The following is a 23,707-nucleotide window of genomic DNA, read 5'->3' as shown; positions in this document are numbered from 1 at the left end:
CATCAACTCAATGCGTTTTTTGAAGCTGGCACACGTCCGATGCCTTGCGGCAACAGCGAAGCCAGCCAGCTCACCCCAGCGGTAAGCAGGTTAAACAGCCGACGTAACTGCGGCGGGCCATATTCCGCCAGGCGCAGGTAACCTTTGAAACCGAGAATCATGATATCGGCGAGGCTTTGCACCGGTTTATCTTCCGGAAAACCGTCCTGCCACAGCGCCCAGGTATCAGCGCGGGCGAAGGTACACTGGATAAATTCAATATGCTGCTGGGTGGTCAGCTGATGGAGGCGGACGCCAGCCCGATGGCCAAAGACACGCTGCACCTGACAGGGGAAGCTGAACTCCTGCTGTCCACGCCGCAGCAGCAGCCACACTTTTTCATTCTCCCGCAGGGCGTCCGGTTCGCGTAGCTCCAGCCCGACGCCGCCATCCGAGTAGTCACGCAGTGTACAGGGCAACATATGGCCATCTTCGCGTGCGATGGCAGCCGGCATGGCGATCTCTACGCGGTGCGCCTCGCGGATCTGCCGTGCTTCAACCGAAACCGCCACCGCACCACCAAGAATAATCATGTTGTAGAGCACCCAGATCAGGCTTACGCAGACGGTCAGTATCTCGTTGGCCGGACCATGCTGCATGCGCCAGAACGCCATCAACACGCCCGCCACATTGAGCAGCACCAGCAACATATAGGGCTTGGTTATCACCCAGTCCAGATGCTGCTCCTCTACCAGTCCGCCTTTTGCGGTGACGTTAAACTTACCCTTGTGAGGATTGAACAGCGCCACGGTGGTCGGGCGGGCGATATACCAGGCCAGCACCGTCTCGTAAACTTCGCTCCAGAAAGAGTGACGCCAGCGCCCCTGAATACGCGAGTTGGTGAGGCTGGTATGCAGCATGTGAGGTAAAACATAGATGGCGATCGCCAGCGCAGGCGCATAGATGATGTAGGCATGGCAGAGTAAAAACGCCAGCGGTGCCAGCAGGAAGATCAGCCGCGGAATGCCGGACAAAAAGTGCAGCATGGCATTGGCATAGCAGAGCCGTTGCACCCACTTCAACCCCTTACCAAACAACGGGTTATCAAGGCGGAAAATCTGTACCATCCCGCGTGCCCAGCGAATACGCTGCCCGATATGCGCTGACAGGCTTTCGGTCGCCAGCCCGGCCGCCTGAGGAATGCGAATGTAGGCCGAGGTGTAGCCACGCCGGTGCAGACGCAGCGAGGTATGGGCATCTTCAGTCACGGTTTCTACGGCAATACCGCCAATCTCTTCCAGCGCGGTGCGGCGCAGAATGGCGCAGGAGCCGCAGAAGAAGGTGGCGTCCCAGGTATCGTTACCGTCCTGCACCAGCCCGTAAAAGAGCGAACCCTCGTTCGGCGTCCGGCGAAACCGCCCGAGATTGCGCTCAAACGGATCGGGTGAAAAGAAGTGATGCGGCGTCTGCAGCATCGCCAGCCGGGGATCTTTGATAAACCAGCCCATGGCCATCTGTAAAAAAGCGCGTGTCGGCACATGGTCGCAGTCAAAGATCGACACGAAGTCGCTGCGGCAGTACTTTTTCAGCGCGTGGTTGATGTTGCCCGCCTTGGCATGTTCGTTAGAGGGACGCACCACATAATGAATGCCAATGCTGGTGGCAAACTCGCGGAATTCCGGTCTGTTGCCGTCGTCGAGCAGATAGATATTCAGGCGATCTTTTGGCCAGTCGATACCCAGCGCAGCATAGAGTGTCGGTCTGACAACGCTGAGCGGTTCGTTATAGGTCGGCACCAGCAGGTCCACCGATGGCCACTGCGAACGGTCAGCCGGCATGGAGACGGGCTGCCGGTTAAGCGGCCACAGCGTCTGGAAATAGCCCAGCACCAGTACCACCCAGGCGTAGGTCTCTGCTGCAATGAGCAGCAGCCCGAAGATCAGGCTCAGCGGATCGTCCCAGTTCAGCGTCGAGGTATAGCGCCACCAGAGGTAGCGGCATGACACGGTCAGGGACAGCACGATCAGCATCATGGTAGGAAAACGACCCGGGATGCGCCGGACCAGCATCGCCAGCCCCCAGAGCAGTACGACAAAAATAAACTGCGTCATCAGACCAAAGGGCTGGCTGATACAGATCAGCGCCAGCACGGAGGCAAAGAGAGCCATCACGACAAAGAGGCTGCGTCGCATCAGCGGCGACAGGCGCTTCAGTCGCTGTTCGATACGCGTATCAATGCTCCGGGTTTGCGAGCGGGCAATAACATTGTCCAGCCAGCGATAGCCGTGCTGGCGCCAGCCAGAAAGTGCGCTCAGGCCTTTCACGCCATCGCGGGCGCCTGCCTGGGGTAGCCGGATCACCATCAGCCAGAGTGTCTGAATCAGATAACGTAAGATATCCAGCGGACGCGGACGTTCCGGTGAGATGTGCGGATAGAGGCGGCGGCGCTGCTGAATCACGCTCTGCCAGCCCGGGCTTTCGAAGCGCAGCAGCATCAGGCCCAGAACAGACCAGAAAAGATGAAGTGCACTGGCGAAGCGGGAAGCGCCATTGCCTCGCGCGGTGGTATAGCCCCGATGCAGCGATTGCCAGGCGGGCGCAGTTAACAGCCAGCGCAACGGATTCAAGAACTCACTCCCTTCAGATTGAGCAGCAGCCAGTTAGCCAGCGTGATGATCTCCTCGCTGGCTAACGCATGTGGCCGGTATTCACCGACAGGCTGCTTCATCATCAGCGCTTCTGCCAGCGCCTCATCGCGATGGATCATTAGCGGTATCAGCTGCGTCAGTGACGCCATCCAGAGCTGATGCAGATCCTGCTGCAGACGGCTGTTGGCGTTAAACTGATTGATAACAAAGCGGGTTCGTGCCGGAAAGCGGTGCTGACTAAGGCGCAAATGACAATTGGCGTCTGGCTGGGTGACGCACAGTATGCCGTCCAGCTGCGGATAGAGTGTTTCATGCCACGGCAGAGAGTCGGCAGGCAGATCAAAAATAATCCACTGATAGCGTGCCTGCAGGTCCGGCAATGCGTGGAGCAGCGGTGCGGCGACCGCTTCATTCTGACGGGTAATAGTCAAAGAATGCTGATGAGAAAGCACACCATGCGGCAGCAAATCAGGCCCCTGGGGATAGCGCAGCGCGCTGTGCTGCCAGTCACCCCCTTCGCACAGGGCTTTCATCCAGCCATTCTCCTGCTGAGCGGGCAGATTGAAATGCACGCCGAGCTGACTGATCGGCGAGCCATCGATCAGCAACACCCGCTCGCCGAGCGCCGCCAGCGCCCAGCCTACGCCGGCACAAAGAGACGTCGTCCCGACACCGCCCCGCACGCCCTGAAGCGCTATCAGCGGCATCAGTGAGATTGCTCAGGCTGGCTGGGAACCGTTTCCGCTATCAGCGGCCAGCGCGACACAATCTCTTTCAGGCGTTCTTCGCGCGCAATGTCGACATAGCGAAAAGCGTGCAGAGAAAAGGCATCACGCAAAGCACTAATATCATCCTGACGATCGCCATCATCAGCCTCAGGGATATGAAGATTTTGGTTTTTCATTATTGTTCGCCAAAGATAAAACAATGTCAGACTCAGAATAGCCGTCTGTGCGTAAAAAAGAGGTTGAAAAACCTTTTCCAGAAACGCTGCATTTGCCGGACGTTGTGAGCCATTCTGTCATTAGCAATGTTTAAATTTCTCAGGTTACATCCTGGCCTGTCTATAATAAGCTAGCCTGGACTGGAAAAATAACGAATTCAATATGAAAAATTCTTTTTCGCTAGGGCTGTTGCATGTTCAGCCTGAATTAACGGCATTGCAAACGCCTGGCTGTTATTGGGTGACGTGTGCACGGCAGGATGACGCCCGCACGTTTATTCGCCAGGTGATTTCACATCAGCAGGCCGTCACGCTGATCAGCGCTGATCAACCGCCTCGTGATCTCCTGACGCCTGACCCGATCGGCGGTCCCGACCGTATACCGCTGTTTTCTCTTTCCAAAAGCAAACGAAGTCTTTTGCAGCTGGAAAGTGATTTTCTGCGCACGCTCGGCAGTAAAAATGGACTGGTGATATTTAACAGCAGCGCGGCGCAGTGGGATAAGCTTGATGACGCCGAATTAAGCCGGTGGATAAAGGGTATGCGCCGCACGCTGCATAAAAGAAAGCTCACGCTTTTAATCATCACCTCCGGCACCACCATAATAAATCTGAGTAATAATCTTCAGCGTTATTTTCGTCAGCTTGATGGCGTTGCGCATTTGAGCTTTCAGCAGGACAGCTGGCAATATCGAATTAACTGGTGGTATGCCGCCGAACGCCTGCTCGCCGATCGTGCAATACGTCTGGGCTATGAAGAGGATCGTTTCTTTACCTTAAATGAAAAGCAGGAACCGTTGAGCCTTAATGACGAACAACATTATCTCGCGGACAAAGTCGTGCTTGAGGGCGCACCTCCGCTTTCACGCCAGTGGCAACTGTTTGATGATAATGAGCAGGTCTGGTTCCGCGCACAACAGGCCAATGCCGCGACGGTGATTTTCAGTCTGACCCGCAGCGACTATATCAGCGAACTGGCGAAAATGGTGCACAGCCTGCGTCGTGCTCGCGGCAACGGAATGAAAATTGTGGTACGTGAGATGGGTGCCAGCCTGCGCTATAGCGACGAGCGCCTGCTGCTGGCCTGCGGAGTCAACACCATTGTGCCGGCTAACGCAGCCATGTCGCGCTTTCTGACCACACTGGAAGGTCTTCAGGGACAGGTGTTTAACCGTCGCGTTCCCGCCAGTCTTGAGGCGTTAACCGCCTCGCTGCAGCCGCTGCATGAGAAAGGCTACCTGCGGCTTGACGCCTTCTGTCAGTCAGTCAGCCAGTTGATCAGTAATACCTTACTGCCGGAAAATGATAAGGGCCTGCTGGTGGCATTGCGGCCAGTGCCGCAGCTCAAACCCCAGCAGATCCTGACGCTCTGTAAGCCGCGCCGCTTCGGCGATCTGGTCACGGTGCTGGAAGATCGCGTGATACTTTTTCTCTCCTCCTGCCGCTATAACGATCTTGATAAGGCATTGAAATATATATTTTCACTGCCTCATGATGAGCTGTTTGCAAACCGGATGGTCTGGTTCGAGGATAATCAGATTCTTGCGGAAGTCAGCAATATCAAAAAACTGACGCCGATGGCGATTCAGGACCTGATGCCAGCCCCGGAGACGGCGCGCGCCGCCATTGAGAGCCGGAGCGAAACGCTGGCACGCTCAGCACCGCTGCCCATCATTTTATTGCCGGAGAACAAAGCCTGATGAATCTGATGGACTGGGTACAGATTGCGCTACTGATCCTTTTTATCCTGCTGATTTTAAAGCCGTTATATCATCAATGGTTACCGCGTCGCTGGAACGGCATCATGAATCGCCTGTTGCCTGCACGCGCGCTTAAATCGGAAGGCCACTGGCAGCGAAAATCCTCTGAAACGGATGCAAAAAATTAATGAATAGTGATCAACCTGTGGCGGCCTCCTCTTCCAGCTTCTGGTCTTCCTGGCGCGGACTGGGTGGCTGGAATTTTTACTTTTTAGTGAAGTTCGCCCTGCTTTGGTACGGCTATCTCAACTTTCACGCCCTGAGCAACCTGGTGTTTCTCGCCTGGCTGCTCTTACCGCTGCCGTCGTTACGTCTGCATCGCCTTCGCCACTGGGCCTCAATCCCTATTGGTTTCGCACTGTTATGGCATGACACCTGGCTGCCGGGACTCAGCAGCATCCTCAGCCAGGGCGATCAGCTGGCGGGCTTCTCTGCCGCCTATCTTCTCGATCTGGCAGACCGGTTTATCAACTGGCAAATGGTGGGTGCGCTCTTTGTCCTGCTGGTTCTCTATCTTTTTGTTGCGCAGTGGGTTCGTATCACGGTGCTGGTTTCGTTGATGCTCATCTGGCTCAACGTGCTGACCATCGCGGGTCCGGCAATGTCGCTGCTGCCGACCCGCGCAGCCACTCCGCAGGTGGTCCTGAATCAGACGCCCGCCGCTGCCAACAGCCAGGCCGCTCCCGTGCCGGACGGACTCGATCAGTCAGCCGCGCCCACCAGTGCCAGCCTGACCGCCTGGCTCAGCCGTTTTTATGAGAGTGAGCGCAAGCGTGTTACCCATTTCCCTGACAGCCTGCCTGCCGATTCGCAGCCGTTCGACATTCTGGTTATCAACATCTGTTCACTCGCCTGGTCGGATATGGATGCCTCGCAGCTGCGTAATCATCCCCTGTGGCAGCACTTTGACATTATGCTGACGAACTATAACTCCGCCACCAGTTACAGCGGGCCGGCGGGGATTCGTCTGCTGCGTGCCAGCTGCGGTCAGACCTCGCACAGCGATCTCTACAAACCCACTGATTCACGCTGCTATCTGTTTGATAATCTGGCGAAACTGGGCTTTAAAGAGCAGCTGATGATGGATCATACCGGGGTGTTTGGTAATTATCTCAAAGAGTTGCGCGAAGGCGGGGATATTCAGGCACCGCTGATGTTGCAGGCGGGCATTGCGCCGGAACTGACCTCATTCGACGGCTCGCCAGTGCTCAACGATGCTCAGCTGATGCAGCGCTGGCTCGACGATCGCAGCAAAAGCAGCGATGCCCGCAGCGCCACCTTCTATAACCTGATCCCGCTGCACGACGGCACCCGTGAAATGGGCAGCACCAAAACCGCCCCGTGGAAGCCGCGCGCTCAGTTGCTGTTTGATCAGATCGACGCCTTCCTCACTCAGCTGGAGAAGTCGGGCCGTCGGGTGATGGTGCTGGTGGTGCCGGAGCATGGTGCAGCATTGCAGGGTGACAAGATGCAGATGTCGGGTCTGCGCGACATTCCCAGCCCTGACATCACGCATGTGCCGGTAGGGATTAAGTTTGTTGGCATGAAAGCCCCGCATCAGGGACAGCCTCTGAATATAGATGCACCGACCAGCCTGCTGGCAATCTCAGAAATTGTCTCCCGCGTGGTGGATGGGCAGGTCTTTAATGCGCCGAATGTGAATATGTCGGTGCTGACGGACAAGCTGCCGCAGACGCCAGTGGTGTCGGAAAACGACGGTGCTGTGGTGATGATGTATCAGGGCAAGCCCTGGATCAGGCTCAACGGCGGCGACTGGGTGCGCTATCCGGAGTAACGCATCACCGCCGGAAAGCAGAAGTGCGGGTCAGGCGCCGCTTAGCGCCTGACCCAATTTTATCGTGTTACTGTCGGCAGCAGAACGCGGCCAGCGCCGCCGTTCTGCCTGTTATCAGCGCTTCTCCTGAAACGCCTGCCAGGTCAGCAGCTGCAGACTGGCAGAAAAGTAGTTCTGATCCGCAGCCAGCTTATCGCTCAGATAGCCGGTCTCATTCAGCGTCAGATCACGCACCGCCAGCAGACCGCCCTCAAGATGATAAGGAGCAGGCGCATTTGCCAGCACATCGAACCAGGCGGGGGTCAGCATACGGCTGTAACCCTGCCAGACGCGCTGAAACGGCACCAGCGCCAGACTGTGCGGGTCATACCACCAGATGTTCAGCGGTACGCGAATCGCGTCGTAACTGAAGCGGTTTGAGTAGCCTACCGCGGGTGCAACCGAACCGTCGGCATTCAGCGCAACCCAGTCCAGCGGCAGACCGGTTTTGCCAAAGCTCAGCTTACCCAGCAGATCAAAACCATCATTAATCAGCTTATCCCAGACCTGCAGATGACTGCGCTCGCCAAACTCCCGCCACGCCTGAAACAGGAAATAGGAGGGGTTAAGCACCACATAGCTGGTTTTATTGAAACCCTGCGCGCCCGGCAGCAGGACGGTATGGCCGCCAAAGCTCGTGACATCCCGCTTGATGATCGCGTGCTGAATACGGTCAGACGCCTGCTGGTAGCTCTCCACCTGCCATTTCTGAGCAGCGCGCTGTAGCGCCCAGGCCAGCAGTACATCACCATCCGAGGCGTTATTTTTGTCGGCAACCGGGTTGTCACTGCCTGGCACATAGCGCCAGTAAAAGAGATCGGTCTGTGGATTTTGCAGCTGGGTGCGCGTCCACTGCCACAGCCGATCGAAGGTGGCACGATCGTTGTTGGCCACCGCCAGCAACATGCCATAACCCTGACCTTCGGTGTGACTGACATTGTTATTGGCGGTGTCCGTGATCCGCCCTTCCGCGGTCAAAAAGCGGCTTTTAAACGTGTCCCAGCCGCTGGCACTCGCCTGCGCGCTGCAGGCCAGCAGTAAAACAGAGCAGATCCAGCCCATCCAGAATGGCTTACGTTTCATTTTCGATCCTATTGATATCGATAGTGCAGCGTGCTGCCATCGTTGAGTTCAAGCGTCACCGGCACAATCCTGCTGCCGCCCTGGCCCTGTAACCAGCCTGAGAAAAGTCCGGCCATGACTGCACCAAACGCTGCCTGCCAGTCAGCTGGAGAGTGGATATTGTCGCCCGCAGGTAAGGCGTGATACGCAATCAGGAGCGCCGTCTCTTCTGGCTGAAGCTGCACAAAGCCCCAGTTAAACCGCGCCAGCTGCAGATTGGCTTCACGCTCCAGATCCTGCACGGTGCGCGACTCTGGCAAAGGATAGCGGGTCGCCAGCGATTCCCCCATCTTATAGAGAAAGGCTTCCGCCTCCTGCTGACCGGCGTTGGCGATCATTCCGTCAATCAGTACGCTGACGAGGTCAAACCAGCCCGGCTGATAAGGATGTAATACCCCCGAATGCTCACTCATTACTTCTCTCCGAACAGGTAACGGACATAGAGCTGCGCGCTGCTTTCGTTGTAGTCACCAAAGGTGTCATAACCCAGCTGGCCGCCAATCGTTACATCGTTATTGAGTTTGTAGTCCGCCCCGGCGTGCAGGTTGTAGCCGATGCCATTTTTGCTGCCACCAGAGTAGTAAGCGTCTTTCACGTTGCCGCTGGCGGCAAGGGATTCCAGCTCTGACTGCAGGCTGGCATTCGCAGGGAAGTACGCGCTCTTATCCTGACTGTAGGTCTGATAACCAGCCGCACCGCCAATATTCACTTTTAAATCGTCAAATTTGCGTGAGAACTCTATCGGGAACGAGACCGACGCGTAGTTCTGCGGGCTGAAGTAGCCGCCTTGTCCGTAACTGAAGTAGCTGAGGTTCTTCGAGAAGTCCATCCACGCCAGGCTTATGCCCACTTTCAGCTCGCGGTCGTCCGTGTGGAATGGACGGACATAGGCGCCTGCGGTCGCCTGCAGGTTGTTGTTGCTGGCCACATTCTCGCCCGTGTAGCTGTAAGCCCCTCCCCCCACATAGAACCCTGCATCGCCATTGTCATAGCTTAACAGGCCATTAGCGCCATTCTTCGTAACACGCCCCCAGCGTTTGCCGCTGGCTTTATCTTCTGCGCCGACGTAAGAGAGCAGGCTGTCAGTAATCGCGCGACGCTCACCGGTCAGGATCAGCGTCAGGAAGTCGGTGAGTTTCGGTGACCACTGTACGCCCCCGACCAGCGTACTGAGATCCTGGCCCAGCGGCGTACTGCCGATATCCACTTTATAACTGTCGCCCTTCAGCGCCAGATTCAGCTCCACACCAGAAGCGGTTTGTGAATCGGTGGTGGCATTGGGCAGATCATTCACTGTCGCACCGCCTGCGGCCACCACTCTGCCCTGGCTCAGCGCATTGGTGCCGAAACGACGCCAGGCATCGGCAGCGCCACTGCCTGCCGTGAGCGAGACCGGCGTGGCGGTGAAGTCGACGCGCGCCGTTCCAAACGGCACGGTAGAGAAGGTCAGCGGGGCTTTCGCTTCAGTCAGCTTACTTAACCCGGCATCGCCATCACGACTGCGCACCTGCACCCTACCCTGACTCCAGGTGCCGGTTTTCTCCTGCAGCGAATCCATCATGGTATCGACGTCGTGCATAACCTGTGACTGCTGAGAAACGGTTTCGCTGCCCGCAGCCGGTTCGCCCTGCGTTGTCACGTCTGTTGCAATGCCCGCTGGTGCTGCCTGCCACGGCAGCACCGTGCCGTAACTGGAGGGTGAACGTCCCACCGGCGAAGTGTTGCGATTGATAAATGGATTATCCGCCAGTGCCAGGCCGCCCACAGTTGGCACGCTGCCGGGCTGCGCGCCCTGCAGGCCAATCAGCTGCCCACGTGCAGAACGCAGATACGTCATCGCCTGTGAATGCTCGCCATTGGCTTCCGCTACCCGTGCCAGCAGCAGCAGTCGATCCGGCGTCTGCGTCGTGGTGTTGAGGCCGCGACTCAGCGCATTGGCGCGCTGCACATTGTTCTGCGCCAGCGCAACGTTAATGGCCCCGACGCGCGCATCCTGCGTCGGCGTATCCTGAGTCATCAGGTAGTCATAGACGACGCCCGCATCCCGGTTCATCTTGCCGTCCTGGTAAAGACGGGCCATCGCGAACATCAGATCGCGGTTCTGCGGATCCTGCTGCAGCGCGCCTATCAGCTTGTCATACGCCACCGCGTACTGACGTTGCTGCCGCAGGCGGTCCACTTCATTAATCAGATAGCCGTTGCGGATACCGGCCAGTTGCGTCGGGGTACTGCGCGCCTGCAGTTCCGGGTTACTGAGGAAGCGCTGCGCCTCACTGCCAAGGCCCGCCTGATTCAGCACCGCCATCTGTGCGGCATAATCGCCCGCATTGCCCTGCACGCCGCGTTGCAGGTTAGTCCGCACCACCGAAACCGCGCTGGTGAGATCGCCCGCCTGCGCCAGCTTCTGCGCCAGGTTTCCGGCATCAACCGGGTTGGTCGGTGGCGTGACTGTGAGCGCTTTCAGGGTATTGCCAGCGGCGGCCGTCGCACCCTGTGCCAGGTACTGATCGGCGGTGCTCATCTGCAGATTAAAATTAACCCGCTGCGCCAGTTCACGCATCGCCGCCGTTTTCGCATTAGCGGGAATGCGCGCCAGCAACGCGCTGGCCTGCTGCCAGCCGCCACTTTCGCTGGCATTGAGCGCACCAGCATAAAGCTCGCTGGTGCTGGCCCCACTGCGCATCACTGGCTGCATCACGTTAGCCGCCAGCAGCGTGTCACCCTGCTGACGATAGAGCCGGGCTAAATCGAGCCGCAGCCAGCCATCCGAGGGATAGCGCTGAATGCCCTGCTGCAGCGTCGCGATGGCAGCGGCGTTGTTACCGGCTGCCAGCTGACGTTTCGCCTGCTGACGCAGCGCATCGGCTTCATTAGCCCGTGGCGTGACACTCTGACGAACGCTGTCCGGCAGCGCTCCCAGCAGCGTACTGGCTTCGGCACTCCGATTCTGCTGACGCAGAACGTAGAAGAGTCCTTCTTTGGCGCTGCGGTTATCCGCATCGCTTTGCAGAATGGTGCGGTAGATCTGCTCTGCCTGCTGTGGTTGATTGGTGCGGCGCAGCACGTCGGCGCGGAACAATCTGGCAGCCAGCCCTTTTTCGCCGTCAGCCTGCACCAGCGGTTCACTTAAGGTCAGCGCCTGCGCTGTGTCTCCGCTTTTCAGCGCCTGCTGGGCGCTGGCCAGTTGAGCATAAAAGCGAGCATCGTCCGCCTGCTGCTGACGCGATGACCCCTGATCGCCGCCGAGCTGAGCAGACCGCTGCAGATAATCTGCTGCTTCCTGATAACGTCCGGCTCGCTGGGCCACATAGCCCATGCCCGCTAATGCATCAGCATCCTGCGGATTCGCACCCAGCACTTTTTCAAAGCTGGACTGCGCACCGCCGACGTCACCGCTGTTGAGCGCACTGAATCCGGCCCCTTTTTCTGCGCCACCCACGTTTTTACGGTAGTAGTCGATCACCGCAGAGTCCTGCGGATGACGCTGCTGCCAGGTCTGATAGCGTGCCGCATCTGACGGCTGTGGACCAAGCCATAGTAGCGCCTGGCGCAGTGAGCGATCGGCATCCTGATTACCACTCGCCAGCGAACTCAGCACCTCAATGCCTTCGCGACGGGTCGGTTCCTGATAGGTCAGCGCTTTACCCAGCGCCAGCCGCGCGCCGGTGTCCTGCGGATGCTGAGCCGCAAACTGGCGCAGTGCCTCAACCGCCTGGGGCAGCAGCGTCCGGTCCCCCGCCATAGTGAGATAATATTCCGCCGCGACGCTCGGTGGCGGCTCATTGCCGGTGAAGGTATTGCGCCAGGTCTGTAACGCCGCCGGAATATTGCCGCTGCGCGCCTGCTGACGCGCCAGGGAAAGCTGCGCCTGCGGAATGGTCTGCATCTGGCGCGCGTTATCCAGTTCGCCGAGGTGCGGATCGTTGGGGGAGACCTGGCTAAGCCGGGTGCGATACTGCGCTGCCGCAGCAGTGTCGCCACCCTGCTGTGAATAGAGCGCCAGCAGGTAAAGCGCCTGGCTGTTGCCGGGTTCAACCATCAGCACCTTTTGCAGCGAGGCTTTCGCCAGATCATCATGCGCTTTCTGATGCCAGTAAGAGGCCTGATCGAACAGCGCCTGCAACGCCGGATTGGTGCTTTCAGCCGCCAGCAGCGGCTGTGACAGAGCCAGCGCGCTGCCCAGCAGCAGCGCCTTACGGATACCGGCACTCAACAGATTGGTTTTCATTGTTATTATCCTTACTTCCGGCCGGAATCACGATCTTGTTTTGGGTTCAGACGCCGCCACGCATGACGCTTCAGCATCACCCAGACCGCACTGCCCACCAGCGCAGAGAGCAGCATCGCCGCTACTGCCAGCAGCACCGAATGCTGGTTGGCATACCACATCACCATCATGTACCAGGGCATTTCGCCGCTCGGGAACTGCGCACCAACGCGGAAACTGCGGATGCCGTTTTCATCGGTAATAATCGCGGTATCGCCACGAATACCGGCGTTAATCTGCGCCGAACTCAAATCGTTATGCAGTCGCAGCAGCTGATCGTCGCTGGTTGCCACCGTCATCACGACCAGTCGATCGTGATTCCACGGCGATCGGTAGCTGAGGAAGCCTCGCCACGCTTCGTTGGAGGAGAAGTAACGATCGGCATCCAGTTGCTGAAGGCTCCAGTCGCCGGTCAGCCAGCCGCGTATTTTTTCCAGCGTGTCAGGCTCTTTCACACCTAAGGTGCTGCTGGTGGCGTCATACGGTGAGGACGCCAGCATCGCCTGATTAAAGGCGCTATTGCCGGTGGTGCTGACCGCCAGCACATCGCTCTGCTGCAAGCGCGCCAGATGGGTGCCACCATTCGGCAGACCAAACAGCACCTGATTCTGCGTCAGCGCCACGCCGGTCGCGGTTCCGGCCCGCGCCGCCAGATCCAGCAGTGTTGAAAGTTCGGCATTACCGGGCGTTTCCGGCAGCAGCAGCGTTGTCTGGCCGAAGTCAGCCAGCCGTGAGAAGGGGAACGAAGCACCCACAAAGTAAGCGAGGTTCGGCAGCATGCTGAAGTGGCGGGTATGGCTGAGATCGATCCACGAGTCCTCTTCAATCCGGCTATTGATGTTGTTGTTCAGGAGCACACCGCAGGGCGCATCGGCCCGGGGTTTGATATTGAAGTAGAGCGCCAGCTGGTTGTCGCCATAGATCAGATAGGGTTCGAGATTCAGCTGATACTGCTCCTGACGCGCATCACCGCCCAGACGGTGCCAGGCGCTCTCCAGCAGGCCAACTTTGTTCACCGTCAGGTTGCGCAGAAAAGTGCCGTTGAGCATGACGTTAAGGAACGAGTTGTCCTCATCAATCCAGCTTTCGGACGGGAAGCGATAATGCAGATTAACCGGCACCGTGTCGCCATCCCACAGGAACAGGTCAGGCGCGGCGCGGAAGTTAACACGCAGGGCATCATGCCAGATGCCGCTACTGGTCAGACTCTGATCTTTACGCAGCAGTTCGCTCAGGCGAACCGGACGGTCAGTGTTAATCCAGCGCGGGGCATCGTAAGGCTTGCGGTTGCTAAGGGTCTGTACAGGGACCTGCAGCTGGCTCTCATCGGTGGTAAATGGCTGCGTCAGACGGTTCGCCGCCTGACGCAGCTGGTCGTCATTGTTGCCACTGACCAGCAGGAGCTTGTAAACCGGGTTATTGGGATTATCCACCACCTGCAACATTGGGCCGTTACTGGCCGGGAACGTCAGGGTGCCGATCCGATCGCCAGGATGACCAAACAGGATGCCGTTGTTTTCCGGCAGTTCGCCGCGCACCACCGGAAAACGGATGCCGCGATAATCACTCTGAATGCCGAGCCAGGAAGCGACCAGTGCCGCCGCGCTGACCGCATCGGGTGAGAGGTTACTGACAAAGCCCATCGTGATAGTGGACGCCGTCATCCGCTGAGGATCCAGGAAGGGACGGGGGAAATTACGCAGGCTGGTACCGATATTGAGTTTCTGCCCCTCCAGGTGCAGCGAAGTATTCGGCAGGATGGTGACCTGATACTGCTGCGCGCTCTCTTTCTCGCACAGCAATTTGTCCGCATCATTAATTTTAAAACTCAGGTTGTTACTGGATACCACCATCGCCGCAGGAATATCCAGCTCATAGTCACTGACGTCACTGTCAGTCGCACCCAGCGGCAGCGTGCCGAGCGGCTGGCCATTCAGCATCAGCTGCAGCGACGTATTGCGTGCCGCCAGTGCGGCTGAGACGCGCAGCGTCAGATTAAGGCGTGCATTGGTAATGACTTCATCGCCTGGCAGCGTAAAGGTGATGCCCGACTGTAGCTGCCCACCGGTGAGCGTAATACCGCGCGACTGACCCATCTGGGCCACTGAAACCACGCTACTGATGGGCTGATTGATCGCCGCCGCGATCGGCAACTGCGGTTCGGCAACCGGCGCAGTTGCCTGGCCTGGCGCGTAGGGCACCGCACTGGCGGCCGCTTCCAGCGCCGGATCGGCACTGCCCAGGCCTTGCGGCAGTGGCACTGCGGACAGCGCGCTGCTGTCCTGGGTCACGGATCCGCTGCTCGTCACGGGTGCGGCGGTCGAAGCGGAGGCAGGCGCCTCTCCGGTCGCGGATGTTGCCTCATTGATCGCTGAAGATGGCTGAGCCGGTGATGCCGCCTCGCTACCTGGGCTGTAAGAGGGATTGACCGACGGTGGCGTGGTATCCGGTGATGCACTCTGCGGCACCGAAGCCGGTGCAGTTTCTGCCGGCGATGTCGCAGGGGCCGGGTTTACAGCCGATGGCACTGACTGCGTTGTAGCCTCTCCACCGCTGACCGGTGCCGCCACCGGATCTGAACCTGTAGCCGGTGTAAAATCCTTATTTCCAGGTGCAGCAGATTGCGTCGCAGATTCCGCATCGCTGGCCGGAGCCTCGTTAATTACCGGCGCACTGGCTGCGGCTCCGGCTGACGGCGTGGCTGGAACGGCTTCCGGTGGCGTCGGAGCAGAACTGTTTACCGGTGCACTGACTGCGGCCCCGGCTGACAGCGTGGCTGGAACGGCTTCCGGTGGCGTCGGTGCAGAACTGTTTACCGGTGCACTGACAGCAGCCCCGACAGGCTGCGAGGGGGACGCGGCATCAGACGGCGTCGGCGCTGAACTGTTTACCGGCGCGGTACTGCTGTTATCAATCGCAGCCGGCGTTTCTGCACCAGCGGGCGTCAGCCATAACGCTGCGGTCAGTGAACTGGCCAGCAAAGTTTGCGTCAGGATCTTCATGCCGCGCCATCCTCTTTCGCCGCCGCGGCAAGCGGGTCGACTTTTTTACGTTTATCGTGGCGACCTTTCCAGGTCAGCCAGAACAGCTCAAATACGGTACGGATAATGGTGCCCAGCGAAATCAGCGGGTTGTCCTGCTTATATTCCGGCTGAATCCAGGCATCCGCACGCGCCAGTACCACACGCACCAGTTCGCGGCGACGCGCCAGCGGCATCGCCTCAAAGCGCAGACGGATGCTCTCCTCATCACCGGAAATCTTACTCACAGGAATGGTGATCGCGCCGGATTTCAGCAGCAGATCGATCTCTTCAATCTCATCTGTTTCATGACGTCCATCCGGCGCGTCGAGTTGCGCACCGCCCATCGAAAGGTTGCTGGTCTGAGTGCGCGATGAAATACCGCTGGCGTAGTGAATAATCGCCGGGATTTGCACATCAACGCGGATGGTTTTACGCACCTGCTTGGTTTCGCGGGCCACGGCAATCGCCGCCATCAGAATGATCAGACTGAAGATCGCCCAGCCAACGTTGAGCGCGATAACGTAGGGATCGACACCAAAATAGTCATGCATCACGGCACGTACCACGCCCGCCACAATGCCGATGGTTAGCAGCAGCGCCACAATCACGTGCGGACGCACGATGTGGAAATCGAAGAAGCCCTGATCCAGCACGCCGCCTTTATCGGTGACGTTGAACTTGCCATGTTTGGGCGACAGCAGGGTCAGGATGGTCGGGATCACCAGATGGAAGCACATTACCGTCTCATAAATTTCACCCCAGAAGGTGTAACGGAAACGGCCATTCATGCGTGAGTTTACGTAGAGCGACATCACCAGGTGCGGCAGCACGTAGGCAAAAATCAGCGACGCCGACGAATGAATAATATTCAGGTTAAACAACAGGTAAGCCAGCGGCGCGGTCAGGAAGGCGACGCGCGGAAGCCCGAACTGGAAGTGCAGCATGGCGTTGAGATAGCAAAGACGCTGCTGCCACTTCAGGCCACGGCCAAACAACGGGTTATCAACGCGGAAAATCTGCGTCATGCCGCGTGCCCAGCGGGTACGCTGAATGATATGCAGACCCAGACGTTCGGTCGCCAGACCGGCAGCCAGCGGGATCGACAGGAAGGCTGAACCCCAGCCCAGGCGCTGCATTTTCAGGGCGGTATGCGCATCTTCAGTGACGGTTTCAACGGCAAAGCCGCCTATCTCTTCCAGCGCTGAACGACGGATCACCGCACAGGAGCCACAGAAGAAGGTGGCGTTCCAGTTGTCGTTACCCTGCTGCACCGGGCCATAAAAGAGTGAGCCTTCGTTTGGAATGCTGCGCGCAGCGCGCAGGTTACGCTCAAAGGGATCGGGCGAATAGAAGTAGTGCGGCGTCTGCAGCAGTGCCAGTTTCGGATCTTTCAGGAACGGCCCTACTGTCGCCTGCAGGAAGGTGCGGGTCGCCACATGGTCACAGTCAAAGATGCAAATCAGTTCACCTTTGGTGATTTTCATCGCATGGTTAAGGTTACCGGCTTTGGCATGTTTGTTATCGTCACGGGTGATATAGCCTACCCCGACATCCGCCGCAAAGCGGGCAAATTCGCTGCGCTTGCCATCATCCAGCAGATAGACCCTGACTTTGTCGCGTGGATAGTCAATACACTGCGCCGCCAGTACGGTGTCGCGCACCACATCCAGACTTTCATTATAAGACGGCACATAAATATCGACCGTCGGCCACAGACGGGTATCGTCCGGCAAAGGTTCAATCGTGCGCTTTAATGGCCAGGTGGTTTGCAGGAAGCCAAGAATTAAGATCAGCCAGACGTAAAGCTCCGCCAGATATAAGCCAATCCCTAAAATAGCCTCAACTTCAGAATTAAAGTGCAGCGTCTCGGTGGTACGCCACCAGATATAGCGGCTGGACATCAGTGCAGAGAGAATCACCATCACCACAGTTATTTTGCGGCTTTTGCTAAAACCCAATAAAAACATCATGCCAATGCTGATCAGACCAAAAATATACTGTTTCTGGCTGTCCATCGGCGTAATGATAATTACCGCAGCAACGGGTGCAAGCACCAGCAGCAGCAGGTAAAACCCGATTTTACTCATGATTCACCCTGAGAAGAGCTATGTAAGTCAGTCGCCTGGCAGAGCCTGCCGACTAATAGTGGTGTGTGCGGATAGGGGCCTGAACTTCGCCATTACCCACAGTGATATTGAGAATGCTGCTGACACGCTTCGCGATCAGTTCAATATCAAATGCCGCCGCAGAGGCAGGACTGAAATCGTAAACAGACTGCTGGGAAGCATTGGCTTCACCCACGCTTTCATCACGGTGAACCACGCCCAGTAAGTTATCGCCCAGACGCTGCTGCATAAACGCGGTAACATCGCGATTAATATTCCGGCGGTTGTCACACTGATTGAGGATAAAAAAGTGACCCTGCTTATTATTAAGCGGTTTACCGGTCATCCGGTTCTCTTCTATCTGCGGTAATAACGACACTGACGCGGTATCCGCTAACATCACCACTAAATGCATATCGGCCAGCGCCGTCATTGCTTTAAGGGCGGGGCCTGGGCCAGGCGGGAAATCAGCCACAATCACCAGGCCGGGATAATTGAGCACCGTATCCAGACCGCGCTTAATAAAATGGGGATCTTTCATCAGGTTTTCTTCGAACCGTTCACGTTGGGGCTCGGTGACGTCGCCATAAGGCAGGACAAAAATATTGCCGCCGGTGGTGAGAATCGACTGACTCCAGTCCGCCTGCTCATCTGATCGCGCCACAAATCCACGGCCATCATGAAGTGGCACGCCAAAGTGAAGACGCAGTGCATTTTGCACATCAAAATCGATGGCCAGAACTTTGCTACCGGAACGCGCCAGACTCCAGGCCAGATTCGCCGCCAGCGTGGTTTTTCCCACACCTCCCTTCGGCGAGCACACACAAACTAACGGCATAGCGCAATCTTCTCCAGTAGCGGTTTGAGTAAGGTTTCTTTCGGCAGAGTCATATCGCGCGAACGGAACAGCGCACCAAACCGCCCTGGATCAGAATGGGATGCGGTGGGCGGAATAACCGGCTGGAGATCCGCCACCGTGGCGGGCCGGACGGGCTCAGCACGCGGTGAAGGCGCCGCCACGTTTTGTCGTGGCGACGGCGGAAAAAGTGACGAAGGGCCACGTTCAGCCGGACTGGCTGCTGGCAGGTTGCTGCCTGACAGGCTATCGAGAATCGACGTGCGGGCAGCCATTGCCGGTTGCACACTGAGTGTAACGTGTCGTGCCGGTGCCTCAGGCGGTGGAGAGGTGAACTCATCGCCGCGCAGTGGCTGAGGTTGCGGCAGGTCAATGCGCTGCCCGCTACCTAATGACGTCTGTTGTTCCTCTTTCGCCAGCTGGCGAATCAATGCCCATTTACTGTGTTCCGCCGCTTCCTGCGTCTGGCCAGACATATCTTTAAAGTCGATGTCGAGCGTTTGCGTTTTCTCTTTAAAACGCTGCAAATCATCGTAATTATTCTTCATTGGTCGTGGCCTGCAACAAGGGGCGAATTTTCCAGGAATATAGCACATCCCCTTAATGTGAGTCAGAAAAATCTGATTACAAAAAAAGCATATTCAATAAAACAACTTAATCATAAAGATTCATTAAGGGCATAATTACGGCAGTATTGAGACATTACCCCTTATAATTAATAAGTGATGTTTAAGTTAAATTAGTTAGCACTGTTTTAATAATTTTTCAGAAAATGCCGCTCTGGCAGCGCCTGGTACAGCCAGTCCGGCGACTATAAAAAGGGTTCAGAAAAAATAAAGCGGCTGCACGCAGAGATAATCGCTTAACACTGCAATAAGAGCGGGATGATATTTAACTTTTTCAGCAGCAAATATCGCCTGCAAAAAAACAGGTTAAGCCTGATAACGAAAGAAAATGGGGAATAACACGAAAACGATGACTGACCCGCCAGCAGTGCGGGTTGCAGCTGAATTGAGATAAAAAAAGGCTCCAGAAAGGAGCCCTGAGCTGGGGGTCAGGTGATTGCTTAGCTGACTTTTTCTGCCACACCGACTGGCTGATTCTCATCCTGATCAACCGCGAAACAGGCAATTTGCTGCCCGCCGTAGTTTTTCAGCTTCGGCTGCAACTGCACGCAGGTGCTAAAACGCCGGTGGCAGCGCGCATTAAAGGCGCAGCCCGGTGGCGGATTGAGCGGACTGGGCAGCTCGCCGGTCAGCTTAATGCGCTCGCGACGGTCATCAGGATTAAGACGCGGCGTCGCTGACAGTAAAGCCTGCGTATAAGGATGACGCGGATTGGCGAAAATCGCCTCTTTGCTGCCCTTCTCGACACAACGGCCGAGGTACATCACCATCACCTCATCGGCAATGTGTTCCACCACCGACAAATCATGCGAGATAAAGACGTATGAAAGTCCCATATCCTGCTGCAGATCCATCATCAGGTTCAGCACCTGAGCACGCACCGACACGTCGAGCGCTGAAACAGGCTCATCGGCTATCAGTACGTCCGGATCGAGCATCAGCCCACGCGCGATAGCGATACGCTGACGCTGGCCGCCTGAGAACATGTGCGGATAGCGGTCGTAATGCTCAGTTTTCAGGCCGACTTTCGCCATCATCTCCAGCGTCTTCTCCCGGCGTTCCGCGCGGGTCAGCTGGGTATTGATCACCAGTGGCTCTTCCAGAATCTGGCTCACTTTTTTACGCGGATTGAGTGAGCCATACGGGTTCTGGAACACGATCTGGATTTTCTGGCGACGCAGCTTCTGCGCCTGGGGATCGTGTTTCAGCAGATCCTGGCCATGCCAGTAGAGCTGCCCTTCGGTCGGGGTTTCAATCATGGTCAGCAGGCGACCCAGCGTAGATTTACCACAGCCTGACTCGCCAACGACCGCCAGCGTTTTGCCGCGTTCCAGATCAAAAGAGACGCCATCCAGCGCTTTGACCAGACGTTCCTGACCAAACAGCCCCTTTTTCACCGGGTAGTGCTTCTTCAGATCAATCGCCTGTAACAGGAACTGATCTTTCTTGATTTCATGACTCATAAGTGGGTCTCCCGGCATCGTCCAGCGGATAGTGACACTTGGACTGGCGTCCTGGAATAGTGCGCAGTTCGGGTTCTTCCTGACGACAAAGGTCAGTTGCATAAGGACAGCGTGGATTTAGCAGACAGCCAACCGGGCGATCATACTTGCCCGGCACCACGCCCGGCAGTGAAGCCAGACGGGCTTTATCCGCCGCAAACTCCGGCAGCGCGCGCAGCAACGCCTGCGTATAGGGATGGCGCGGCGCTTTAAAGATATCGGTCGCTTTGCCGCTCTCCACTACCTGACCGGCATACATCACGATAATGTGGTGCGCCGCCTCTGCCACTAACGCCAGATCGTGCGTAATCAGGATCAGCGCCATGTTCTCCTGCCGCTGTAACTCCAGCAGCAGTTCGATGATCTGCGCCTGGATAGTCACGTCGAGTGCCGTCGTTGGCTCATCGGCGATCAGCAGCTTTGGCCGGCAGGCGATTGCCATCGCAATCATCACTCGCTGGCTCATGCCGCCCGACAGCTGGTGCGGATAGACATCAAGACGTGACGCAGGATCAGGAATACCGACCTGATTCAGTAGATCGATTGCCCGCTGACGCCGGGTGCGTTTATTGCCGCCCTGATGCACCTTGATCGCTTCCATGATCTGGAAACCCACGGTGTAGCAGGGATTCAGGCTGGTCATCGGGTCCTGAAAAATCATCGCCACTTCAGCGCCCACCAGCTGGCGGCGCTCGCGTTCGGAGATGTGTTGCAGGTCGCGCTGGTTAAACTCCAGCTTTTCAGCCATCACTTTGCCGGGGAAATCGATCAGGCCCATGATTGCCAGTGAACTCACTGATTTACCGGATCCGGACTCGCCCACAATACCGACAACCTGGCCCTGCTCAACCTGATAACTGATGCGGTCAACCGCACGGAACGGTGCTTTATCGTCGCCGAAATGCACCGATAGTTTGTCTACATTTAATAACGCCATCTCGGTGCCTCTTTACTGCTTGAGTTTCGGGTCGAGGGCATCACGCAAACCATCGCCCATGAGGTTAAATGCCAGCACGGTAAGCAGAATGACCAATCCAGGGAAGGTCACCACCCACCAGGCACTTTGCGCATACTGCAGAACGTCGGAGAGCATGGTGCCCCACTCCGGCGTTGGCGGTTGCGCACCCATACCGAGAAAGCCCAACGCCGCCATATCGAGAATGGCATTGGAGAAACCTAATGACGCCTGCACGATCAGCGGTGCAAGGCAGTTAGGCAGAATATTCACGAACATCTGGCGCAGCATACCGGCGCCAGCCACGCCGGACGCGGTCACATAGTCGCGGTTCACTTCCACCAGCACCGCCGCGCGTGTCAGACGGATATAGTGCGGCAGTGCCACAAAGGTCAGCGCAATGGAGGCGTTAACGATCGAGGGGCCAAAGATAGCAACCAGCACCAGCGCCAGCAGCAGACTTGGCAGCGCCAGCATGATGTCGACCACACGCATGATGATGGCATCGACCACGCCGCCGAGATAACCGGCCAGCAGGCCAAATATCACGCCGAAAATCAGTGACAGCACCACCACCAGACAACCCACCAGCAGCGACAGGCGCGCACCGTACATCAGACGCGACAGCACATCGCGGCCCACGTCGTCGGTGCCCAGAATGTAGCTCCAGTTACCGCCTTCCTGCCAGACCGGCGGATGCAGCAGCGCATCGCGGAACTGCTCAGCAGGTGCATGCGGGGCCAGCACATCGGCAAAAATGGCGCACAGCAACACAATGATGATGTAGACCAGGCCCACGACGGCGCCTTTGTTACGTTTGAAGTAGTGCCAGAATTCCTGAAACGGGGTCATCGGCTTGGGTGCAACGGTAACGCTGCCGGGATCAACAACAGACATGATGCCCCCTTATTTCTTGTGACGTATGCGCGGGTTAACCACGCCATACAGCAGATCAACCAGCAGGTTGACCACAATAATCAGTACTGCTGTCAGCAGCACCCCGCCCTGCACCACCGGATAGTCACGGCGCTGCAACGCTTCAATCAGCCAGCGGCCCAGACCCGGCCACGAGAAGATGGTTTCGGTCAGAATCGCTCCAGCCAGCAACGTGCCGACCTGCAGGCCGATCACCGTCACCACCGGCAGCATGGCGTTTCGCAACGCATGCACGACGATGACGCGCATCCGCGTCAGGCCTTTGGCGCGCGCCGTACGGATGTAATCTTCACCCAGTACTTCGAGCATCGCCGATCGCGTCATACGCACAATCACCGCCAGCGGAATGGTGCCTAGCACGATGGCAGGCAGAATCATGTGCATCACCGCATCGTGGAAGTCGCCCGGCTCACCCCAGAAGAAGGTGTCGATCAGCATAAAGCCGGTCAGCGGCATGGTGTCATCCAGGAAGACGGTGTCGCCGACCCGCCCGGAAACCGGTGTCAGGTTGAACTGAACCGAGACCAGCATAATCAGCATGATGCCCCACCAGAAGATCGGCATGGAGTAGCCGGTCAGCGAGATACCCACAGCGGTGTGATCGAAAATTGACCCGCGCTTCACCGCCGCCAGAACCCCAACCGGGATGCCAATGGCGACGGCAAAAATCATGGCGCAGATGCCGAGTTCCAGCGTCGCTTTGAAACGCGGAACAAACTCATCCCACACCGGGATGCGACTCTTGAGTGAAATGCCCAGGTCGCCATGTAATACGCCGTTAATATAGTGCAGGTACTGTTTCCACAGCGGCTGATCCAGACCTAACAGCGCCATTAACTGTGCATGGCGTTCAGGAGAAATACCGCGTTCGCCCGCCATGATCAGTACCGGATCGCCGGGAATCATGTGAACAAATGCGAAGGTGAGTAATGTAATGCCGATAAACGTTGGGATGACAAGGCCCAGACGTCGGAGTATGAACTGCAGCATAATCCGGGTTCTCTCTTGTCCGCGCGACCGTCGCCGCGAGGGTAGTTATTGCTTACATCTGACGATCGGGTAGGCCCGACCGCGACGCAGACAGGCCGCGCCTCTACCGTTTCCAGTAAAACAGGGAGAAAAAGCCGGGGCGACGCGCAGCCGCCCCGGAAA

At 57.4% G+C, this 23,707-nt stretch carries 17 protein-coding genes; 3 read left to right on the top strand and 14 right to left on the bottom strand.

Translation table 11 applies throughout. From position 1 onward, the window contains the following. Positions 1-2: 2 nt before the first annotated feature. Genes bcsA (HZZ01_RS18915) through bcsR form a run of 3 tightly spaced genes read right to left on the bottom strand, consistent with a single transcriptional unit; the run spans position 3 to position 3,531 of the window. Complete coding sequence (bcsA, locus tag HZZ01_RS18915; protein WP_179898990.1) at positions 3-2,606, bottom strand: UDP-forming cellulose synthase catalytic subunit; 2,604 nt, start codon at positions 2,604-2,606, stop codon at positions 3-5. Further along, the gene (gene bcsQ / locus HZZ01_RS18910; RefSeq protein ID WP_179898989.1) at positions 2,603-3,334 is read right to left on the bottom strand and encodes a cellulose biosynthesis protein BcsQ; all 732 of its coding nucleotides are present in this window, start codon (positions 3,332-3,334) and stop codon (positions 2,603-2,605) included. Before bcsQ (HZZ01_RS18910) ends, bcsA (HZZ01_RS18915) begins: the two co-directional genes overlap by 4 nt. After that, a complete protein-coding gene (bcsR, locus tag HZZ01_RS18905; RefSeq protein WP_179898988.1) occupies positions 3,334-3,531 on the bottom strand; it encodes a cellulose biosynthesis protein BcsR in 198 nt (65 codons plus the stop codon). The genes bcsQ (HZZ01_RS18910) and bcsR overlap by 1 nt, the downstream gene beginning before the upstream one ends. A gap of 202 nt (positions 3,532-3,733) precedes the next feature. Here bcsR and bcsE point away from each other — a divergent pair, with 202 nt between their 5' ends. The 3 genes from bcsE to bcsG are packed head-to-tail and all read left to right on the top strand — an operon-like array spanning position 3,734 to position 7,124. After that, positions 3,734-5,269 carry a cellulose biosynthesis protein BcsE gene (gene bcsE / locus HZZ01_RS18900; protein ID WP_179898987.1) on the top strand — a complete coding sequence of 512 codons (1,536 nt, stop codon included), beginning with the start codon at positions 3,734-3,736 and terminating at the stop codon, positions 5,267-5,269. Beyond that, positions 5,269-5,457 carry a cellulose biosynthesis protein BcsF gene (gene bcsF / locus HZZ01_RS18895; protein WP_179898986.1) on the top strand — a complete coding sequence of 63 codons (189 nt, stop codon included), beginning with the start codon at positions 5,269-5,271 and terminating at the stop codon, positions 5,455-5,457. Before bcsE ends, bcsF begins: the two co-directional genes overlap by 1 nt. Then, the gene (gene bcsG / locus HZZ01_RS18890; RefSeq protein ID WP_179898985.1) at positions 5,457-7,124 is read left to right on the top strand and encodes a cellulose biosynthesis protein BcsG; all 1,668 of its coding nucleotides are present in this window, start codon (positions 5,457-5,459) and stop codon (positions 7,122-7,124) included. Before bcsF ends, bcsG begins: the two co-directional genes overlap by 1 nt. Before the next feature lie 114 nt (positions 7,125-7,238). Here the strand turns inward: bcsG and HZZ01_RS18885 are convergent, their stop codons facing one another. The 11 genes from HZZ01_RS18885 to dppB form a co-directional block, all read right to left on the bottom strand. Then, positions 7,239-8,246 (bottom strand): glycosyl hydrolase family 8, encoded by a 1,008-nt coding sequence (locus HZZ01_RS18885; RefSeq protein ID WP_179898984.1) that lies wholly within the window; start codon positions 8,244-8,246, stop codon positions 7,239-7,241. Positions 8,247-8,254: 8 nt separating this feature from the next. Further along, positions 8,255-8,698, bottom strand: coding sequence for a cellulose biosynthesis protein BcsD (gene bcsD / locus HZZ01_RS18880; RefSeq protein WP_179898983.1), 444 nt, complete (start codon positions 8,696-8,698; stop codon positions 8,255-8,257). Beyond that, positions 8,698-12,513 carry a cellulose biosynthesis protein BcsC gene (locus HZZ01_RS18875; protein ID WP_179898982.1) on the bottom strand — a complete coding sequence of 1,272 codons (3,816 nt, stop codon included), beginning with the start codon at positions 12,511-12,513 and terminating at the stop codon, positions 8,698-8,700. The genes bcsD and HZZ01_RS18875 overlap by 1 nt, the downstream gene beginning before the upstream one ends. A gap of 11 nt (positions 12,514-12,524) precedes the next feature. Continuing rightward, the gene (gene bcsB, locus HZZ01_RS18870; protein WP_179898981.1) at positions 12,525-15,554 is read right to left on the bottom strand and encodes a cellulose biosynthesis cyclic di-GMP-binding regulatory protein BcsB; all 3,030 of its coding nucleotides are present in this window, start codon (positions 15,552-15,554) and stop codon (positions 12,525-12,527) included. Further along, positions 15,551-17,662, bottom strand: coding sequence for a UDP-forming cellulose synthase catalytic subunit (bcsA, locus tag HZZ01_RS18865; protein WP_179898980.1), 2,112 nt, complete (start codon positions 17,660-17,662; stop codon positions 15,551-15,553). The genes bcsB and bcsA (HZZ01_RS18865) overlap by 4 nt, the downstream gene beginning before the upstream one ends. Positions 17,663-17,714: 52 nt before the next feature. Continuing rightward, complete coding sequence (gene bcsQ, locus HZZ01_RS18860; RefSeq protein ID WP_179898979.1) at positions 17,715-18,518, bottom strand: cellulose biosynthesis protein BcsQ; 804 nt, start codon at positions 18,516-18,518, stop codon at positions 17,715-17,717. Then, a complete protein-coding gene (gene bcsO, locus HZZ01_RS18855) occupies positions 18,509-19,084 on the bottom strand; it encodes a cellulose biosynthesis protein BcsO (RefSeq protein ID WP_179898978.1) in 576 nt (191 codons plus the stop codon). The genes bcsQ (HZZ01_RS18860) and bcsO overlap by 10 nt, the downstream gene beginning before the upstream one ends. A 518-nt stretch (positions 19,085-19,602) precedes the next feature. After that, entirely contained in the window at positions 19,603-20,625 is a 1,023-nt protein-coding gene (dppF, locus tag HZZ01_RS18850) for a dipeptide ABC transporter ATP-binding subunit DppF (RefSeq protein WP_179898977.1), read from the bottom strand. Then, the gene (gene dppD / locus HZZ01_RS18845; protein ID WP_003851998.1) at positions 20,615-21,601 is read right to left on the bottom strand and encodes a dipeptide ABC transporter ATP-binding protein; all 987 of its coding nucleotides are present in this window, start codon (positions 21,599-21,601) and stop codon (positions 20,615-20,617) included. Before dppD ends, dppF begins: the two co-directional genes overlap by 11 nt. A 12-nt stretch (positions 21,602-21,613) precedes the next feature. After that, positions 21,614-22,516 carry a dipeptide ABC transporter permease DppC gene (gene dppC / locus HZZ01_RS18840; RefSeq protein WP_013359639.1) on the bottom strand — a complete coding sequence of 301 codons (903 nt, stop codon included), beginning with the start codon at positions 22,514-22,516 and terminating at the stop codon, positions 21,614-21,616. A gap of 9 nt (positions 22,517-22,525) precedes the next feature. After that, entirely contained in the window at positions 22,526-23,545 is a 1,020-nt protein-coding gene (gene dppB / locus HZZ01_RS18835) for a dipeptide ABC transporter permease DppB (RefSeq protein WP_136197060.1), read from the bottom strand. Between the last annotated feature and the right edge of the window lie 162 nt (positions 23,546-23,707).

This window comes from Pantoea sp. WMus005 (assembly GCF_013415305.1).
GTDB lineage: Bacteria > Pseudomonadota > Gammaproteobacteria > Enterobacterales > Enterobacteriaceae > Pantoea > Pantoea rara.
This window is presented reverse-complemented; position numbering and strand designations above follow the sequence as displayed.

Excerpts from the sequence above, each read along its gene's own strand:
- bcsF (WP_179898986.1), top strand. The coding sequence starts at position 5,269 with ATGAATCTGATGGACTGGGTACAGATTGCGCTACTGATCCTTTTTATC.
- bcsD (WP_179898983.1), bottom strand. The coding sequence starts at position 8,698 with ATGAGTGAGCATTCGGGGGTATTACATCCTTATCAGCCGGGCTGGTTT.
- bcsG (WP_179898985.1), top strand. The coding sequence starts at position 5,457 with ATGAATAGTGATCAACCTGTGGCGGCCTCCTCTTCCAGCTTCTGGTCT.
- HZZ01_RS18875 (WP_179898982.1), bottom strand. The coding sequence starts at position 12,513 with ATGAAAACCAATCTGTTGAGTGCCGGTATCCGTAAGGCGCTGCTGCTG.
- dppD (WP_003851998.1), bottom strand. The coding sequence starts at position 21,601 with ATGGCGTTATTAAATGTAGACAAACTATCGGTGCATTTCGGCGACGAT.
- bcsB (WP_179898981.1), bottom strand. The coding sequence starts at position 15,554 with ATGAAGATCCTGACGCAAACTTTGCTGGCCAGTTCACTGACCGCAGCG.
- bcsO (WP_179898978.1), bottom strand. The coding sequence starts at position 19,084 with ATGAAGAATAATTACGATGATTTGCAGCGTTTTAAAGAGAAAACGCAA.
- dppF (WP_179898977.1), bottom strand. The coding sequence starts at position 20,625 with ATGAGTCATGAAATCAAGAAAGATCAGTTCCTGTTACAGGCGATTGAT.
- HZZ01_RS18885 (WP_179898984.1), bottom strand. The coding sequence starts at position 8,246 with ATGAAACGTAAGCCATTCTGGATGGGCTGGATCTGCTCTGTTTTACTG.
- bcsQ (WP_179898979.1), bottom strand. The coding sequence starts at position 18,518 with ATGCCGTTAGTTTGTGTGTGCTCGCCGAAGGGAGGTGTGGGAAAAACC.
- dppB (WP_136197060.1), bottom strand. The coding sequence starts at position 23,545 with ATGCTGCAGTTCATACTCCGACGTCTGGGCCTTGTCATCCCAACGTTT.
- dppC (WP_013359639.1), bottom strand. The coding sequence starts at position 22,516 with ATGTCTGTTGTTGATCCCGGCAGCGTTACCGTTGCACCCAAGCCGATG.
- bcsA (WP_179898980.1), bottom strand. The coding sequence starts at position 17,662 with ATGAGTAAAATCGGGTTTTACCTGCTGCTGCTGGTGCTTGCACCCGTT.
- bcsR (WP_179898988.1), bottom strand. The coding sequence starts at position 3,531 with ATGAAAAACCAAAATCTTCATATCCCTGAGGCTGATGATGGCGATCGT.
- bcsQ (WP_179898989.1), bottom strand. The coding sequence starts at position 3,334 with ATGCCGCTGATAGCGCTTCAGGGCGTGCGGGGCGGTGTCGGGACGACG.
- bcsE (WP_179898987.1), top strand. The coding sequence starts at position 3,734 with ATGAAAAATTCTTTTTCGCTAGGGCTGTTGCATGTTCAGCCTGAATTA.